Origin of the sequence: Brevundimonas sp. (assembly GCF_046295075.1) — a bacterium.
GTDB lineage: Bacteria > Pseudomonadota > Alphaproteobacteria > Caulobacterales > Caulobacteraceae > Brevundimonas.
Window position 1 is genome coordinate 32,556 of sequence record NZ_JBKBOC010000006.1, and the last position, 16,199, is coordinate 48,754.

Genomic DNA, 16,199 nt, shown 5'->3' on the forward strand with positions numbered 1-16,199 from the left:
CGGATTTTCCATATAGGTGGGTTGCCGATTTTAGACTCGGCGGCTCATTCGATGCCCAAGACGATCTTTGGCGGGGAACATCGACACCTTGTTGCGGTGCTAGTCGAAGCGCGCCAAGCGTCGGGACTTACGCAGGCCGAATTGGCCAAGCGAGTAGGAAAGGATCAGTCGTTTGTTTCGATCATAGAGCGCGGTCAGCGCCGTGTGGACGTGTTGGAGTTCGTGGCGCTTGCTAGAGCCATGAACACTGATCCTGCACACTTATTCGAGCGGGTAATGGGAAAGGTTTCGAGGGTGTTGATCATTTAGCAGCCCAGCATCCGAGGGGCATTTGCTAGCCCATCATATAAGATGGCGAAATTCGCGCCAAGCAGTCATGGCGAATTGGGCGGATTAGCGTCTCAAAACTCTAATGGAATGTGTATTGAGTGCAAGATGGCAATACGCCGCCTATTGTTGATGTTGAGCCAAGATTTTTGGATCGTGACCAGTTGGTGTTGAAACACTGCCTGGCACGCATCTCGAGAGGGGCCATCATAATGATGCGCCGCTGCCCCTCACATCACCCAAAGTGCCGGATATCGATGTTGGGTTGACCTGTCCGGCTCATATACGCGCCGAAGCGCTGAACCAAGTTGGACAGGAATGCCGGGGCGATTGAAGCCTCGCGCGTTTTGAGGTCCAAGTCTGCGATAGGCAGCGTCTTGAGGTGCTTGAATTCCACAAACATGGGAAGGCTGCCCTGCAGCGGAGGCAAGAAGTGCTTTCCAGAAAAACTCTGGTTTACCAGAGACCTAAAGTAATCGTCTCGAATTTTTCGTTTTTCTTTTCCCAGAGTGCCGTCTGAAAGCGCAACAACTGAGTCTCCCCATTTGAAGAGAGGATCCTGATCATTTGGCGGCGTGATCCGGCAATGAGAAAATAGACCGACAGGTGCCTTGCCAGTGGCAAGGTCGCAGGCTGGCGTAAGTAGCACCCAAAGCTCACCGTCGAAGCGAAACAGATCACCTGTCTGAGGGCGGTCTTCCAGCATTGCAGGCGAAATGTAGTACTCAAAGGGATGCCAGCCTCCAGACCCGCCGTCGATGCCGAGATGTTCTGCGATCTGTGCCGCATACTGCCGAGCGACGATCCGGCTGAGCCCTCCCCTCTCTTCGAGGCCAAGGGCTTCATAGTTCTGCCAGTTCGGCCAAATCCGGTTGGGGAACATTGCAGCCCCAGACCGACGAACTTCGGCCCGGCTTTCGGCGAGGATATCCATCATCTGCCATTGGGCCCCAAGCCACTTGAGAGCATCCTCGTAGGCGTCGTCCTCATCCTTCGAAAACGTCTTGAGCATCGTGACGCGCTTCAAATCAGCTTCGACGTCTTGAGGGTTTCCACTGATAATCCCTACGGGAATGCCGAAGTCGTCCAAGCCAGCCTTCACAAGATCGTTTCCGTCACCTGGGCCGCCCTCACCGGATGGAAGCTTCAGGTCAAAAAGTGCGCAGTCGAACCTATGTCGGCTCAGTTTCTCTAGCGCCTCAGCCACTGTACCTGCGACGGAGGCGACGAACATGCGGTCGGGGCTAGCCGCGTTCCAAGCTTTTAGAGCCTGATCAAAGGAGTGTCTTTCAGGTGCTTTGTCCTCAACGAACAGGATATGCTTCGCACTCAACGGACTACTCCTGCGTAAAAACGAATTTCGAACAGGGCTCCGTCTTGATTGTCCGGGTAAAAGCCAAGCTTGCCGCCGGATCGTGCGACAGCCTCGCGTGCAATATTCAACCCCAAACCAGTCCCGCCCTCCTTGAGAGTGAATCCGGCATCAAAAATCTGCTCTGCAAACTCCGCGGGAACGCCCGGGCCATTGTCCTGCACGTAAACCGCAAGTTCCGAGTCCTCGTGGGCGAAACGAATTTCCACCCACGGGTTTTCCGTGGCGGACTGTTCCAGCCAATGAATTGAGTTGCTGACGAGGTTCACCAGAGCTGTGGTCAGATCTTCCTGATAGCCAAGGATTTCAGGGACATCCCATGCGCCAGTCGTGCGGATTTCAACAGCGTGTGCGCCTGCGAGAAGGGACTTTGCTACGACGGCACTTTCCGCAGGACGAAAGAGTTGCGGAGCTCCACGGCGACCGCCGGAAAGCGGTCGAAGCATTCTGAACAGCTCTGCCAAACCCTTGGCGCTCGTTCGAAGAAGCGGCAGCGCCTGCTGTATTTCCGAACGGGCCACGTGGTCATTGGAGATCGCTGCTTTCCAGTTCTTCTGGATTTGGGACGTGGTGCGGCTGATGAATCCTGCCGCAGGCGCACCCTCATGGATAATCTCGGTCATGATTGCCCCCAGCGAGGATTTGGCCTCGAGAACGCGCTGACGCTCTTCCAGTGCTTCGATCTTGCCAATGAGAAGCGAAGATTGCTCGGCCACGATCCTTTCAGCTTCCACTCGTTCCAACTGAGGCAAAGTCTGAACAAGCTTGTGAATCCGCTGAAGCTCGGCCAGCTGTCGGACTTCGTCAAATGAGGCATTGCGTGTGTTTTGGAGGCCTGCATTAACACGGAAATCGACGCGTCGAGGCTCCACGACTTGCGCCAGGAGTTGGATGATCAGGTTGCGGAGCCGCTGAAATGCCCCGTTATCTTCGAGTCCTTCTCGGCTGCTGCGTTCTTCCAGACCGCTTACGTCAGGACCCTCTACAGTTACATACCCCGCAACCTGATTGTGGCCGATATGGCGGGTGGGCTTTTGAATGCGGCGTTTGTCCAGAGTCAGCCAGTCAGTCTGAGCGTCACCGTATGGCCGAATGCGAAAGCCGTCGCGGTAGATCGCCACCCCAGCCGTTCGGTCGAGGATGTCGCGAGCTTCCTTGGCGGACATCTCTCCGAACCCCGCCTTCATCATATTTGATTTAAGGGACTCTGCATCGCGATCGAAGATGAAGAGACGCACGCCAACTGTTCCGCAACGATCTTCTTCCGGCTGTACAGGGACGTTGAGTTTAATCTCTCGCGGAGCTTGGCCGGCCCGCAACACCTGCATGGTGCCAGAAAAAACGCCTTCGGCGCTGAATGAGCCGTTCACCTCGTAGTCTGAAGATGTCAGCAGTGGGAAAGGGGTGACTTGGTGCTGCTCTATTCCGCCGCCTGAAGTTGCCCCACCTGCTTCGCCGTCCTCTTCAGGGTCATCATCGCCGTTGACAATCGCTGCACCATCGAACCCGCATTCCTCAACGGTGTATTTCGATAGATCAAGAAAAATGCTGAAATCGAGATCTGTGTCGGCGTCCAGCGGAGAAACTAGGCGGCGAAGTTCTGTAAAGAGCCTCCGGAGCCGTGACTCTGTCCAGCTCTCATTCAGGTCACGGATTTCAATTTCCGTGCCCGTAGCAGCCGTGGTGGGTTCGACGATGTAGTCGATCTCAATGTCGGAAAGATAGGTTTCGCCGTCGAACAGCGACCAGTCGATCATCGGGATCAGCACTGCCTCGCGACTACCGTCGCAATCGGTGACAGACGTCATGCTCATTATCGCGCCGAGCTTTGCAGCGGCGAATCGTCCGATTCCTTTCGATCCCATCATTAGACGATTCAGAACGGCAGACCGTCGTCGAGACACTTTTGTCGATGTCGCCGGCTCCATCCACTTGTCGCGGATATCTGCAAGCGACATCCCGTGCCCGGTATCCTGGATGATGATCCGGCCACCCCCCGGCGATAGAGGCGGGAAGAATGTGATGCGGACAGATCGAGCGTCAGCGTCGTAAGCGTTTTTAACGAGTTCGGCGACCGCGGCCTCCGGACCGCTAATAAGCTGATCGCCGATGGTCCGGATTATTCGGGCTCGTGGCCTGAACTGCAGCTTCCTATCTTTTGTGCCCACTTCTGTCCCGTACGTCCTGCGCGGGAAACCCGCATCCTCTTGGCCTCCGCAGGCTCAACCTCAGGTGAATGCGGCGGGCGCTAGAAGGGCTCTCTTTCAGTGAAGCTCCGCGATTTGCGTCATCGGGTCAACAGAAACCTGTCTCAGCTTAGAGTTGTTTCGTCCGAAGCGTTCTGCCGGACCTCATATTAAGCAGAGCGGGTGGCTAACTCGCTACACGCCTGTTCATGCCGGCTATCAGAAATGGCCAAATCGCTGCTAATGTGTGGAGGGTGATTCTCTTCGCTCGCCGGTTGCGGTCGCACCGGTGGAACCCGTCCATGTCTCGTTCGGAGCGCATCCCATAGACCGGTCAACACCAAAGGCAATCCGTGACAAGATCCGCCGCCTGAAGGGCGGCGAGGCTCGACTGCGCGTTCTGGATCTGTTTGCCGGATGTGGCGGCATGTCCCTTGGCTTCAAGTCAGCGGGATATGAAATTGCTGCAGCACTTGAGTTCGATCCGGATGCAGCGAAGTCTCACGGCCTGAACTTTCACCCCGGCAGGCCCGAGCATGCGGTGGCGCGAGACATTACAAAGACTCGACCTGCAGAACTTACGAAAGCTCTTCTGCTTGGAGACGATCCGGCCCTTCCGTTTGACGTCATCATCGGCGGCCCGCCCTGCCAAGCATTTGCACGAGTAGGGCGATCGAAGCTGCGTGAGGTTGCCGAGCATCCAGAAGCCTTCAGGCATGATCAGCGCGCGCGGCTCTACATTGAATACCTTGAGTACGTATCGGAATGTGCGCCGCTTGCCGTTGTCATGGAAAACGTTCCAGACATGCTCAATCACGGCGGACACAACCTCGCGTCAGAGATTTGTGAGGTTCTAACCGCTCGAGGTTATGTTTGTGGCTACACTCTGCTCAACGCCTCGTTTTATGGCGTGCCGCAGATGCGCGAAAGAATGATCCTCATCGCAATCCGGCACGAGCTTGCCAGAACGGTGAGTTTTCCAAAGCCAACGCACTGGATTGCTCTGCCGTCAGGTTACGACGGTTCTCGAGCTGTCGCCCTCAAGCTGCTTAATAGGGGGCAGGGACAGGATCCCAACTACCGCCCCCCTGTGGAAGCGAAGAAGGGTCTTGTTCCTGCGATCACTGTCGCCGAGGCCGTCGGTGATCTCCCGGCCATTGACGCGCGCACCGCCTTAGCTGACGGATCGCTCAAGCGGGGAGCGCGCCGGTTTGATCAGCCCATAGCCTACGATGGAGCGGATCGCCTGTCGGCGTACGGCAAAAGAATGAGAGCGTGGCCGGGCTTTGAGGGCGGCGGCACCTTCAAGGATCACGTCATAAGGTATCTTCCGCGAGACTACCCGCTCTTTGCCCGTATGAAAGCTGGCGACGAATACCCGGAGGCGCTTGCCGAAGCAGAACGGATGTTTGAGGAGGCCCTTAAGGGCTTGGCTACCGAAGGCAAACGTCCCCGCAAGGGATCGGTGCGCTGGAAGGCACTCCGGGCTGGCATTGTGCCGCCATACAGTCCAGGCAAGTTTCCGAACAAGTGGCGAAAGCTGGCTGGTGACGAGCCCAGCAGGACTCTGCTGGCGCACCTCGGGAAGGATGGATACAGCCATATCCATCACGACAGCTCGCAGGCCAGGACCATCTCGGTGCGTGAAGCCGCGCGGCTTCAGTCGTTTCCTGACGGGTTTGTCTTTTCTGGCACTATGAATCCCGCATTCAGGCAGATCGGCAACGCCGTCCCGCCACTTCTAGCAAAGGCTGTGGCTACGTCTCTGCTTGAGCAGCTTCTTCGGAACGTGCAGCCCGCGCGCAAACAGTCTGCGGAGGAACAGCGTGCCTGATAGTGCTGGCACTGAGATTATCGCCGTACGTTCGTTGACCGTATCGGATTTGGGTATCTTTTCAGCGCAGCGTTCGGGTCTTCGGAGCAAACAGCGCGCCATCAATGTAAACGCGCGTGTCGCCCGAGCAATGTTAAGTGACCGCCTTTGGCAGAGCGGCGGCAGTGACTTCCGGTGCGTATGTGTCTTCGATGATCAGCGACTTGATGGCGTCCGGCCGCTCAGACTGATTGGCAAGAACTGGCGACTAGGCGGGCCAAAGATAGCTGGTGCAGCTTTCGGTGCGCTTGACAGCAAAGATTTCGTACTTCTCAGAACGCGAGAAGGCAACGACGGAGAGTATCCGATCTCAATCATATTCTTCAGTCGTAACAGTGATCGCGTCAGGCAGATCGGAATCGCTGGTGTAGTGGAGCGATCTCTGGGTCAGAGCATGGCACTGTTCCGAGAAGGTGAAGAGACGTTTTCATTTCTGGCCCAGCACTGCCCCGCACTGCCCGCAGATTGAGGGAGTCTATAGCCCAAGTTCTAATTCCTTCGGAATATAGATCTTGGCGTTAGCGAGCGTTCTGGCTGCAGCCCCTAAGTACCAAGCGCCCATCCTTTTGTCCCAGCTTCTCAGTTGGACGAACATCTTCCAGTCAAACTCGTATATCGCTTCAAGAGACCATTCCCGATCCATTTTCACAATCAGAAGATACTCGAAAAGCTGCTTCTCAGGATCATCGGCATCCGGATAGACGGTGCCGGTTTTTCTCGCGTTTAGAATGCCCTTTATGGAGTAACGTTCTCCTCGTCGCGACAGTGCGTCAACGTTCGCCGTCCCGACGGGCGCAGCAAGGAGATTTGGCCGTCCGGCGGTTCCGTTAAAGAATCCGATAGCCAGTTCTTCAGCCATCTGACCGACATTGGTTGCAAGACCACGCCTTTTCATTTCCGCATCGAGCGCCGCCCTCAACAGACGGAGATTTGCATCAGAAGCTTCCGCCAGATGCTGGAGGCCGGCTACGAATCCTACTCCGTCCTCGGTCCGCTCAATCTTTCCCGACATCAGTAAATAGCTCCAGGCAGATCGGCCAAAAAGGTCGCTAGCCGGACAACCAGGATGGTACCACAGGTGGCAGGGTAACAGGAACGAGGTGAGGATGGCCGGCGTCATTAATCTATTGAAGGTTCAAGATGCAGCGATGGCGGCGCTTCCAGTTATCCGTGATGAGGCAGCCCGTCTGATCGACTGCGCTGCGCCTGACGAACCCTGTCTGGGCACTGTCCGTCGTCTGATCAATTATCAGTCGCAACGGGGGCAGGCCGCTCTTTACCTAGCGACCTCGGGTATGCCGTGGGACGCCGAAATCGTGCTGCGCGCTTACTATGAAGCGACGGCAAGGATTCTCATACTCTGCCTTGGTGAACCCGAGGAGCGTGCCGCTCGGCTTAAGGAGTACTGGGATGTTCTTGGGGGAATCGGTGAGCGCCGTCGCGCGGTTAAGGCGGAAAATTTGAAGGATCGGCCGGGAAGAGATGCGCGGTCAGCTGCACTGATTGATGTGTTCCGTGACCAGGAGTTGTTCTCCACAGAGCCGCAGGCAGACAAAAAATCCCGAAAAGCCGTGGAGCAGCGGTGGTCTTTCTCGGAACTCATCGCGCACCTTTCTAAGCCCAGGAATGATATCGCTGGCCTTCCGCAGCTTGCTGACTATCTGCACTGCTACGGGATGGCTAGCCATCTGCTGCACGCGGATCCGACGGCTCTGGATCTTATGCATGATCGCGCAACCCGACCACATGGCGAAGCGCGGCTGTTGGAAGCCAGTCAGCTCTGTCGGATATTCACAGACGTCGTTGGCCTGTCCTATTTCTGCGCAGATGCGATCCGGGTAATGCTTTCCGCAGAATTTTTTGACGCCGATCTGCTGCACGGTCACGTCAGGCATTCCGTCGATGTTGCTCAGCCAATCTTCGAAGCATTCTATGACTCGCAAGCTGAGTTCTACCGCGCGCACGGGAGAAGCGAGTTCTGATGGTCGGCCGATTTCGTTACAGCCAAACACATCAAATCAATTTCGAAGATCATCAAACTCACTTGTTGGAAAGATAAATGCGCGAATCGCGTTCTCTACGATCGGACGCTGCGAAATTTGGCACTCCCAAAGCACCAACACGCGCCACCCGGTTTGCTGCAACTCGGCATGCTGGCGCGCATCCCTGTCCACTGTGGCCCTAAACTTAGCGTCCCAAAACTCCGGACGTGTGGTTGGCGTGGTGGCTTTTCTGCACCCGACATGGCGATGCCAGAAGCAACCATTCACAAAGAGTGCGAGGCGGTGTCGCGGAAAGACGATATCTGGTTTTCCTGGAAGATCTGAACGATGAAGCCGAAATCGCAGGCCCATACCATGAGCGATACGTCTGACAGCCAACTCAGGCGCGGTGTTGCGACCCTTGATACGGGCCATATTCGCGCTTCGACGGATCGGGTCGATCTTATCCATAAGGATTCTGAGCATAGTGTAGCCAGCAGCAGGAGGCGCGGACATTATCCTAAGGCGAACTGCTATCTTCGGTGGATCTAGGCACCAACGCTGATCACATCAACCGAGTAGCGATGCTCAAAGGCCGCTTATCCCGCAAACACGAGCGCCTGTAGATCTACAAGTCTTGATCAGTGGCTAAAACCTGCATCGCGGGCTCGCAAGGAGGCAGACCTGCTGTCCCGATAAATCGGATGATCACTTGGCTGAAGTCTCCGTAACTTCGGTCGGGGCTAATTCGGAGAGCCGTGTTTTCCTCCCGCACAGCGACCACACAGACCTGACGATGCTGTTTCGGCTTATATGGTTGTTTTTGAATCGAGAGACCCGAACCCCCGTCCTTCGCGATCGAGTGCATTGCGTACGCCTGAAAGGCGTTCCCACCGGAATCCACACAACTCCCAAGCCGAAGCTCCTTCCAGCCCCTCGCAGCCCGACTTCAAAGTTAGCACCGGTCTGGAAGGGCGGAGCCGCTAAACCAACTCGAACACATCACCACGTGACACGAGTGATCATTGAGCGTTCGGGCCCTCTGGCTGGGGACAGGTACGGACTGGGATTTACGCGCTTTCGCCCGCTTCCGCCGTCCATTCCTGCCGGAAGTGGTGGTGCCGCTTAGGTGACTCGAACACCTGACCCCATCATTACGAATGATGTGCTCTACCGGCTGAGCTAAAGCGGCCCGGTTGCGACGAACGAAGCAGTCCGCGCGAGACGGGGTCTTTATACGGCCGCATCGCGCTTGCCAAGCGCCGCTTTCAAGATCGTGAGCAATGAGGCTTCGTCGGGCGTTTCGGCCACGGCCGGGGTCAGGCCCAGGGCGACCAGCGGGGCGGCGGCGGCGGCGGAAATGCAGGCCGTGAGGGCGTGCGACAGCCGGGCGATGTCCTGTTCGGCCAGGATATGCGCTGCGCGGGGGGAGTGGATCAGGACAGCGTCGAACTCCGCGGGTGCAGCGACGGGGGTGCGTCTGGCGCGATAGACGATCAGGGGCTGGATCGAGACGTTGCGGGCGCCGGCTGCAGTCAGGGCGGCGTCGAAGTCGCCGGCGGGGGATTCGGCTTGCGGAACCAGCACGACGCCGTCGCTCAGTTCGGAGGCGATCAGGCGAGCGAGGGCGTGAAGGTCGCCGGAGGCGGAGCGGACGTCGGCGAAGCCGGCGTCGCGGGCGGCCTGGGCGGTCGCATCGCCCACGGCGAAGACTGGGCCCACGGCGAAGACCGGGCGGTCGCGCTCGTGAGTCAGGGCGGCGAAGGCGGCGACGCCGTTGATGCTGGTGAAGGCCAGGGCGGTGAACGGGGCCAGGTCGGGGACAGGTGGGGTCAGGTTTTCGATCGCCAGCAGGGGGGTGATAATCGGCTCGAACCCCATGTCTCGCAGGCGTGCGGCGGTGCGCGAGGCGCCGGGTTCGGCGCGCGTGATCCAGATGCGGGCGGGCTTAGCTTCAGCGTCGGGGGCGGTCATCCGTCGAGGGTCGCGGGATCGACCTCCTGATCGCCAGCGGAGGCGTGGACCTCGCCGCCCAGACGCTGGCCCAGGGCGCGGGCGTCGGCTTCGGTGGGTTGAGGCAGGTCGCCGACGCGGCGCCAGCGCGCGGACCCGTCGGGGCTGAGCATTTCCGTGGTCAGGTGCAGCGCATCGTTGGCGATCAGGGCGTAGGCGCCGACGGCTGTGCGGCACGATCCCTCCAGCGCCGTCATGGCCCCGCGCTCGGCGGCGACGGCGATGGCGGTCTGGGGGTGGTTCAAGGCGGCGACCCATTGAGCATTCAGGGGGGCGTCGATGTCCTCGGCGCGGGTTTGGATGGCCAGGGCGCCCTGGCCCGGCGCAGGCAGGAAGGCGTCCAGCGACAGTTTCTCGCGGATGTGTTCGGTCACGCCCAGCCGCGCCATGCCCGAGACGGCCAGCAGTATGGCGTCAAAATCGCCCTCGGCCGCGCGGCGCAGGCGGGTGTCGATGTTTCCGCGCAGCATCTCGATCTTCAGGTCGGGTCGCAGAGCCAGGGCCTGGGCTTGGCGACGCAGGCTGGCGGTGCCCAGGCGCGCGCCGAAGGGCAGGGCGTCGAAACTGTCGAAGTCGCGGCTGATGAAGGCGTCGCGGGCGTCCTCACGTTCGGGGATGGCGGCGATGCACAGGCCGTCGGGCTGTTCGGCGGGGACGTCCTTCATCGAATGGATGGCGATATCGATCCGGCCGGCCAACAGGGCCTCCTCGATCTCCTTGGTGAACAGGGCCTTGCCGCCGACCTCCAGCAGGCGGCGGTCCTGGATGCGGTCGCCGGTGGTGACGATCTCGACCAGGGGGATGGCGGTCTCGATCTCGGCCTCGGGCACGTTCAGGGCGCGACCGATGGCGCGTTGCATCATGCCGGATTGGGCCAGGGCCAGCTTGGAGCGCCGGGTGCCGATGCGGAGAGGAAAGGTCATGAGCGTTGCGCACCGGTCGCCGGGTCGCTACCTCGACCCGATGGAGATGTCCGCCGACTATAGCAGCCGCGCCCATGCGGCAACTGGACGGGATGTCCGGGCGCTGACGGTGCTGGGCCTGGAAACCAGTTGCGACGAGACCGCCGCCTCGGTCGTGCGGCTGACGCCTTCCGAATTTGGCGGGCGGGCCGAGGTCCTGTCCTCCGTGGTTCACAGCCAGATCGACGACCATGCGGCCTATGGCGGCGTGGTGCCCGAGATCGCGGCGCGCAGCCATGTCGAGATGATCGCCGAGGTCACCCGCCGCGCGATGGCCGAGGCGGACATGGGCTATGACGGGCTGGACGCGATCGCGGCGACGGCCGGGCCGGGTCTTGTCGGCGGGGTCATGGTGGGCCTCAGCTTCGGCAAGGCGGCGGCCCTGGCGCGCGGCCTGCCCCTGGTGGCGGTCAACCATCTGGAAGGCCATGCGGTGTCGGCGCGCTTGGGAGCAGAGGTGGCCTATCCCTTCCTGCTGCTCCTGGTGTCGGGCGGCCATTGCCAGCTTCTGGAGGTGCGCGGCATCGGCGACATGAGCCGCATCGGCGCCACCATCGACGATGCGGCGGGCGAGGCTTTCGACAAGATCGCAAAGGCCTTGAGCTTGGGGTATCCGGGCGGGCCCGCGCTGGAGCGGCTGGCGGCGGAGGGCGACGGATCGAAGATCGATCTTCCGCGCGCGCTTCTGGGCCGCAAGGACTGCGACTTCTCCTTCTCGGGCCTGAAGACGGCGGCCTTCCGCATCGCCCAGACGTGCGAGACGGACCAGGACAAGGCGGACCTGGCCAACGCAGTTCAGAACGCCATCGCGCGACAGCTGTCGGATCGGTCCGAGCGGGCGCTGGCGGCCTATGCCGAGACGCATGACCACCGACTTTTCGTGGTGGCGGGCGGGGTCGCTGCCAACAAGACCATCCGCGCCACGCTGGAGGCGACGGCGACCCGGCACGGCTTCGACTTCCTGGCGCCGCCCATGGCCTATTGCACCGACAATGCGGCGATGATCGCCCTGGCGGGGGCCGAGCGGCTGGCGCTGGGTCTGACCAGCGATATCGACGTCGTCGCCCGGCCGCGATGGCCGCTGGACGAAGCGCGCGCCCTGTCCGATCCTTCGCACAAGCCGGGCCGCAAAGGCGCCAAGGCATGACGCAAAAAGAAGCCTCGGGAGGGCGTATGGAATTCCGCACGGCAGGGGTCATCGGCGCGGGCGCCTGGGGCACGGCCCTGGCGCAGGTCTGTGTCCGGGCGGGGCTCGACACCACCTTGCAGGCGCGCGAGCAGAAGCTGGTCGAGACCCTGCGGGCGACGCGGGCCAACGATCTTTATCTGCCCGGCGTGCCGCTGGCGGACGCGCTGAAGTTCACGGCCGATCTGGCGGACCTGGGCGACTGCGACGTGATCCTGGCCGTGCCGCCGGCCCAGCATATGCGTGCCACCCTGACGGCCTTTGCGCCCCATCACCGCGCCGGCGTGCCGATTGTGCTGTGCTCCAAGGGGGTCGAGCGCGGCACGATGAAGCTGATGACCGAGGTGCTGGCCGAGACTCTGCCGGACGCGCCCGCCGCCGTCCTGTCCGGCCCCAGTTTCGCGGGCGAGGTGTCGCGCGGCCTGCCCACCGCCGTCACCCTGGCCTGCGCCGACGCGGCGCTGGGCCAGGCCCTGTTGAACACCCTGTCGGCGCCGGGTTTCCGGCCCTATCTGGCGACCGATCTGGTGGGGGCCGAGGCGGGTGGGGCGCTGAAGAACGTCCTGGCCATCGCCTGCGGCATTTCCGAGGGACGACAGTTGGGTCGCAGCGCCCACGCCGCCCTGATCACGCGCGGCTTTGCGGAAATGACCCGCCTCGCCGTCGCCATGGGCGGTCAGGCCGAGACGGTGGCCGGCCTGTGCGGTCTGGGCGATCTGGTCCTGACCTGCTCCAGCCCCCAGTCGCGCAACATGAGCCTGGGCCTGGCCTTGGGCCAGGGACAGACCGTCGAACAAGCTTTGGCGGGCAAGCGGTCGGTGGCCGAGGGCTATGAGAGTGCGCCTGCCGTGCGCGAACTGGCGGCGCGCCTGGGCGTGGAAATTCCGATCTCCGAAGGTGTCGCCGCGCTGTTGGCGGGCGAGATCGACGTGGACGGCCTGATCGACGGCCTGCTGTCGCGTCCGCTGAAGGCCGAGCGTGTCTGAGGAGGCCCCGGCCGAGCGCCAGCGGGTCTGGAAAACGCCGCCGGGCGTCGCCCTGTGCGCCGAGGGCGACATCGCCGACCCCGGCTCGCGCGGTTTCGTGCTTCAGATCGGCGAGGCCTTCTTCCACGGCTTCGTCGTGCGCAAGGACGGTCAGGTCGCCGGCTGGGTTGATCGCTGCCCCCATGCGGGCTTTCCCATCGCCATGGAGATCGATCGCTATCTGACCCCCGACGGATCGTTGATCCTGTGCGGCTGGCACGGGGCGGTGTTCGAGCCCCTGACCGGCGAATGCAAGGGCGGCCCCTGCGCGGGCGGGCGGCTGACGCCCTGGCCGGTGGCGGCGACGGGCGGCATCGTCAGGACCGCCTGAGGCCGATCAGCGCGCCAGCTTGCCCTTGGCCTTGGCGGCGCTGAAGACGACCTGCGGGTCCGGCTTCTTCACCTCGACGCTGGCGTGTTTCAGGACCGACAGGATGTAGCGGCCGATGTTCAGCCGCGCCGTTTTCTTGTCATCGGTGGCCACGACGGTCCAGGGCGCGAAGGGGCGGTCCGTCTCGTCCAGCATGCGGTCGCGGGCGTCGGAATAGGCGTCGAATCGGGCCTCGGCCTCGGCGTCCAGCGACGACAGCTTGAACTTCTTCAGCGGGTCGGTGCGGCGTTCCTTCAGCCGTTTGGCCTGTTCCTCGCGCGAGATGTCCAGCCAGATCTTGATCAGGATGATCCCGTCGTCGGTCAGCATCCGCTCGAAGCGCGGGGCGTCGGTCATGAACTGGGCGTACTGCTCAGGCTTGCAGTATCCCATCACCGGCTCGACCCCGGCGCGGTTGTACCAGGAGCGGTTGAAGATCACCGTCTCGCCCGCCCCCGGCAGGTGCGGGACATAGCGCTGGAAATACCACTGGCTGGTTTCGCGGTCGCTGGGCTTGGGCAGGGCGATGACGCGGGTCTGGCGCGGCGACATGTGTTCGGTCAGCCGCTTGATGGCGCCGTCCTTGCCGGCGGTGTCGCGACCCTCCAGCACGATGACCACGCGCGAGCCGTGTTCGATGCTCCAGGCCTGGCTCTGGACGATAGCCAGCTGGATCTGCTCCAGCTCGGCGTCATAGGCGTCTGATTTCTTTCCCATCACGAGAGAGTGGGCCGGATGCGGGATCGGGGCAAGCGGCGCGAGATTACGATCTTCTCATGCGACGCCGCGCGGTTTCGGACTAGGGTCGGAGACTTGCGGGAGGAGGGATCGCATGACGCTGAATCGTCGAAACGTCATGGCTGCCGGCGCCGCAGCCGCCTTGTTGGGGGCCCGACCGGCTGCAGCGCGGACTGCGGCGGCTTATGACGCCGCCCTGGACGCGGCCTTCGCCGCCCAGGCCCCGGTCGCTCTGGCCCCAGTCGCTCTGGCCGGCGGGGTGGTGACGCGCGAGGGGCTGGCATGGTCCGGGGTCCGGGGCGTGCGCCGGTTCGGCGGGAACGATGCGGCGACGCTCGATGACCGCTGGCATTTTGGGTCGAACACCAAGGCGATGACGGCGGCCCTGTTCGCGCGGTTGGTCGAACAAGGCCGAACCCAATGGGATGCGCCCCTGGGCGAACTGTTTGCCGGCATGACGATCGATCCAGGCTGGGACGGGACGACCATGCGCGACTTCATGGGTCACAGGGCCGGGGTCAAGGACGCGGCCGCCCTGGGCATGGTCTTCTTTATGACGGCGCGAGACGATCCGCGATCCCTGCCCGAACAGCGGGCGGCCGTCGTCGAGCGGGTGCTGGGCGCACCGCCGAGCGGCCCCAGGGGCGTCTATGAATACAGCAACGCCGACTACATGATCGTCGGCGCCGCCATCGAGAGGATCACCGGCGCACCTTGGGAAGAGGCGATGCGGGCCGAGGTCTATGGCCCATTGGGTCTGACGACCGGCGGGTTCGGCGCGCCGGTCCACAATGCGACGGGCGGCGCCAATGCCTGGGGACATAGGGGCGTAGGGGCCGGGCGGATCGCCATGGACCCCGCCGATCCGGGCGCGGACAACCCCCTGGCCCTCGGGCCTGCGGGCACGTCGCACATGACGATGGCGGACTATGCGACATGGCTGGGCGTCTTTCTGAACGACGGAGCGGGCTGGCTGAAATCCGAAACGGTCGCGACGCTCTCCACTCCGTTGGCGGGCGAGGGAACGCCCTATGGGCTGGGCTGGATCGTTCTGCCGGGACGCGCATGGTCCAGGGGGGCGATCCTGACCCACGATGGGTCGAACACCATGTGGTACGCGACCGCCATCGTCGCGCCGGGCCTGGGCGCAGCCTTCGTCGGCCTGACCAACCAGGGGGAGGGCGCGGCGGCGACCGGATTGATGCCGGGACTGGTGCGCGCCTACGCGGCGTGAACATATACCCTCTGGCAGCGTTTGCCAGCGGGGCCCGTTCGGCCCGTGACGGGGCGGAATGAAGCGCGATCTGGCGGACATGTGGAATCTGGTGTGGGAGCTCGCGCTGCTGGTCTGCGCGGGCTTTGCACTGTTGAACGTCTTCGCTCCGGCGCAGGACCTGCCGTGGAAGCCGCTGGATCTGGATCGGCCCCTGGGACGGGCCACGACCGCCAAGGTCGCCGCCTTCGACGTGCCGACCGCCGCCTCGCCCGAGGCGGTGAACAGCGCGACCGAGGCCTGTATGCAGGCCTTGCGCAATGCGGGGGTTCAGGTCGAACGGGCGGCCGACCGCGACGACGGCGGCTTCTGCGTGGTGCGCGGGGCGGTGCGCATCACGGGCGGCGAGGTGACGCCCCTGGCGCCCGCCGGCGTCGTCATGCAGTGCCCCTTGGCGGTGCGCTACGTCATCTGGGACCGACAGGTGCTACGGCCGGCGTCGCGCGACATCCTGGGCTCGGCCCCGGCGCGGGTCGAGAACTACGGGACCTATTCCTGCCGCCGCATCTATGGCTCGCAGGACGATCAGGAACGCCCCAGTGAACACGCCAAGGCCAATGCGCTGGATGTCGCAGGCATCACCTTGAAGGATGGGCGGACCGTCAGTGTGCTGAACGACTGGCGGGGCGACGGTCCTGCGGGCGAGCCGGGCTCGCGCTTCCTGCATGCCGTTCGCGACGGCGCGTGCCGTCTGTTCTCGACGGTTCTGACGCCTGACTACAACGCCGCCCACGCCAACCATCTGCACATCGACGGCGCCGCGCGGGGCATCTGTCGTTAATCCTGAATGCGTCCAGCGCGAATCGCTTTGCTGTTGACCGCCTCGAAAAGCCGGGTGACAACATCAGCACAGTCCGGATTTTACGTGGGGTCCATACCCGCGTTTCGCTCC

At 62.2% G+C, this 16,199-nt stretch carries 15 protein-coding genes and 1 tRNA gene; 8 read left to right on the forward strand and 8 right to left on the reverse strand.

Going from position 1 to position 16,199, the window contains the following annotated elements; translation table 11 throughout:
- Positions 1–51: 51 nt before the first annotated feature.
- Entirely contained in the window at positions 52–309 is a 258-nt protein-coding gene (locus ACK4MH_RS06765) for a helix-turn-helix domain-containing protein (protein WP_409716422.1), read from the forward strand.
- A 253-nt stretch (positions 310–562) separates the two neighbouring features.
- On the opposite strand, the gene ACK4MH_RS06770 is transcribed toward ACK4MH_RS06765, so the two are convergent.
- Positions 563–1,660, reverse strand: coding sequence for a hypothetical protein (locus tag ACK4MH_RS06770; protein WP_409716424.1), 1,098 nt, complete (start codon positions 1,658–1,660; stop codon positions 563–565).
- Positions 1,657–3,867, reverse strand: a complete 2,211-nt coding sequence (locus ACK4MH_RS06775) for an ATP-binding protein (RefSeq protein WP_409716426.1) — start codon at positions 3,865–3,867, stop codon at positions 1,657–1,659. The genes ACK4MH_RS06770 and ACK4MH_RS06775 overlap by 4 nt, the downstream gene beginning before the upstream one ends.
- A gap of 307 nt (positions 3,868–4,174) precedes the next feature.
- Here ACK4MH_RS06775 and ACK4MH_RS06780 point away from each other — a divergent pair, with 307 nt between their 5' ends.
- Positions 4,175–5,719: a DNA cytosine methyltransferase gene (locus ACK4MH_RS06780; protein ID WP_409716428.1), complete on the forward strand. Its 1,545-nt coding sequence runs from the start codon at positions 4,175–4,177 to the stop codon at positions 5,717–5,719.
- Between the two features lie 514 nt (positions 5,720–6,233).
- On the opposite strand, the gene ACK4MH_RS06785 is transcribed toward ACK4MH_RS06780, so the two are convergent.
- Positions 6,234–6,770 (reverse strand): hypothetical protein, encoded by a 537-nt coding sequence (locus ACK4MH_RS06785; protein WP_409716430.1) that lies wholly within the window; start codon positions 6,768–6,770, stop codon positions 6,234–6,236.
- Between the two features lie 94 nt (positions 6,771–6,864).
- Here ACK4MH_RS06785 and ACK4MH_RS06790 point away from each other — a divergent pair, with 94 nt between their 5' ends.
- Positions 6,865–7,740, forward strand: coding sequence for a DUF5677 domain-containing protein (locus ACK4MH_RS06790; protein ID WP_409716432.1), 876 nt, complete (start codon positions 6,865–6,867; stop codon positions 7,738–7,740).
- A 36-nt stretch (positions 7,741–7,776) separates the two neighbouring features.
- On the opposite strand, the gene ACK4MH_RS06795 is transcribed toward ACK4MH_RS06790, so the two are convergent.
- From ACK4MH_RS06795 to hemC, 4 genes are all read right to left on the reverse strand, one after another.
- Positions 7,777–8,211: a very short patch repair endonuclease gene (locus ACK4MH_RS06795; protein ID WP_409716434.1), complete on the reverse strand. Its 435-nt coding sequence runs from the start codon at positions 8,209–8,211 to the stop codon at positions 7,777–7,779.
- 645 nt (positions 8,212–8,856) lie between these two features.
- Positions 8,857–8,932, reverse strand: a tRNA-Thr gene (locus ACK4MH_RS06800).
- Between the two features lie 41 nt (positions 8,933–8,973).
- Positions 8,974–9,714, reverse strand: coding sequence for a uroporphyrinogen-III synthase (locus ACK4MH_RS06805; protein WP_409716436.1), 741 nt, complete (start codon positions 9,712–9,714; stop codon positions 8,974–8,976).
- Positions 9,711–10,676 (reverse strand): hydroxymethylbilane synthase, encoded by a 966-nt coding sequence (hemC, locus tag ACK4MH_RS06810; protein WP_409716438.1) that lies wholly within the window; start codon positions 10,674–10,676, stop codon positions 9,711–9,713. Before hemC ends, ACK4MH_RS06805 begins: the two co-directional genes overlap by 4 nt.
- A 46-nt stretch (positions 10,677–10,722) precedes the next feature.
- Here hemC and tsaD point away from each other — a divergent pair, with 46 nt between their 5' ends.
- The 3 genes from tsaD to ACK4MH_RS06825 are packed head-to-tail and all read left to right on the forward strand — an operon-like array spanning position 10,723 to position 13,257.
- A complete protein-coding gene (tsaD, locus tag ACK4MH_RS06815) occupies positions 10,723–11,862 on the forward strand; it encodes a tRNA (adenosine(37)-N6)-threonylcarbamoyltransferase complex transferase subunit TsaD (protein ID WP_409716677.1) in 1,140 nt (379 codons plus the stop codon).
- Between the two features lie 26 nt (positions 11,863–11,888).
- Positions 11,889–12,887, forward strand: coding sequence for an NAD(P)H-dependent glycerol-3-phosphate dehydrogenase (locus ACK4MH_RS06820; protein ID WP_409716440.1), 999 nt, complete (start codon positions 11,889–11,891; stop codon positions 12,885–12,887).
- A complete protein-coding gene (locus ACK4MH_RS06825) occupies positions 12,880–13,257 on the forward strand; it encodes a Rieske (2Fe-2S) protein (protein WP_135194653.1) in 378 nt (125 codons plus the stop codon). Before ACK4MH_RS06820 ends, ACK4MH_RS06825 begins: the two co-directional genes overlap by 8 nt.
- Positions 13,258–13,263: 6 nt before the next feature.
- Here ACK4MH_RS06825 and ppk2 read toward each other — a convergent pair whose 3' ends face one another.
- Positions 13,264–14,013 (reverse strand): polyphosphate kinase 2, encoded by a 750-nt coding sequence (gene ppk2 / locus ACK4MH_RS06830; RefSeq protein WP_409716442.1) that lies wholly within the window; start codon positions 14,011–14,013, stop codon positions 13,264–13,266.
- A gap of 115 nt (positions 14,014–14,128) precedes the next feature.
- Between ppk2 and ACK4MH_RS06835 the strand changes: the two genes are divergently transcribed.
- Both ACK4MH_RS06835 and ACK4MH_RS06840 read left to right on the forward strand, forming a co-directional pair.
- Positions 14,129–15,268, forward strand: a complete 1,140-nt coding sequence (locus tag ACK4MH_RS06835; RefSeq protein WP_409716444.1) for a serine hydrolase domain-containing protein — start codon at positions 14,129–14,131, stop codon at positions 15,266–15,268.
- A 58-nt stretch (positions 15,269–15,326) separates the two neighbouring features.
- Positions 15,327–16,088, forward strand: coding sequence for an extensin family protein (locus ACK4MH_RS06840; protein ID WP_409716446.1), 762 nt, complete (start codon positions 15,327–15,329; stop codon positions 16,086–16,088).
- Positions 16,089–16,199: the final 111 nt, after the last annotated feature.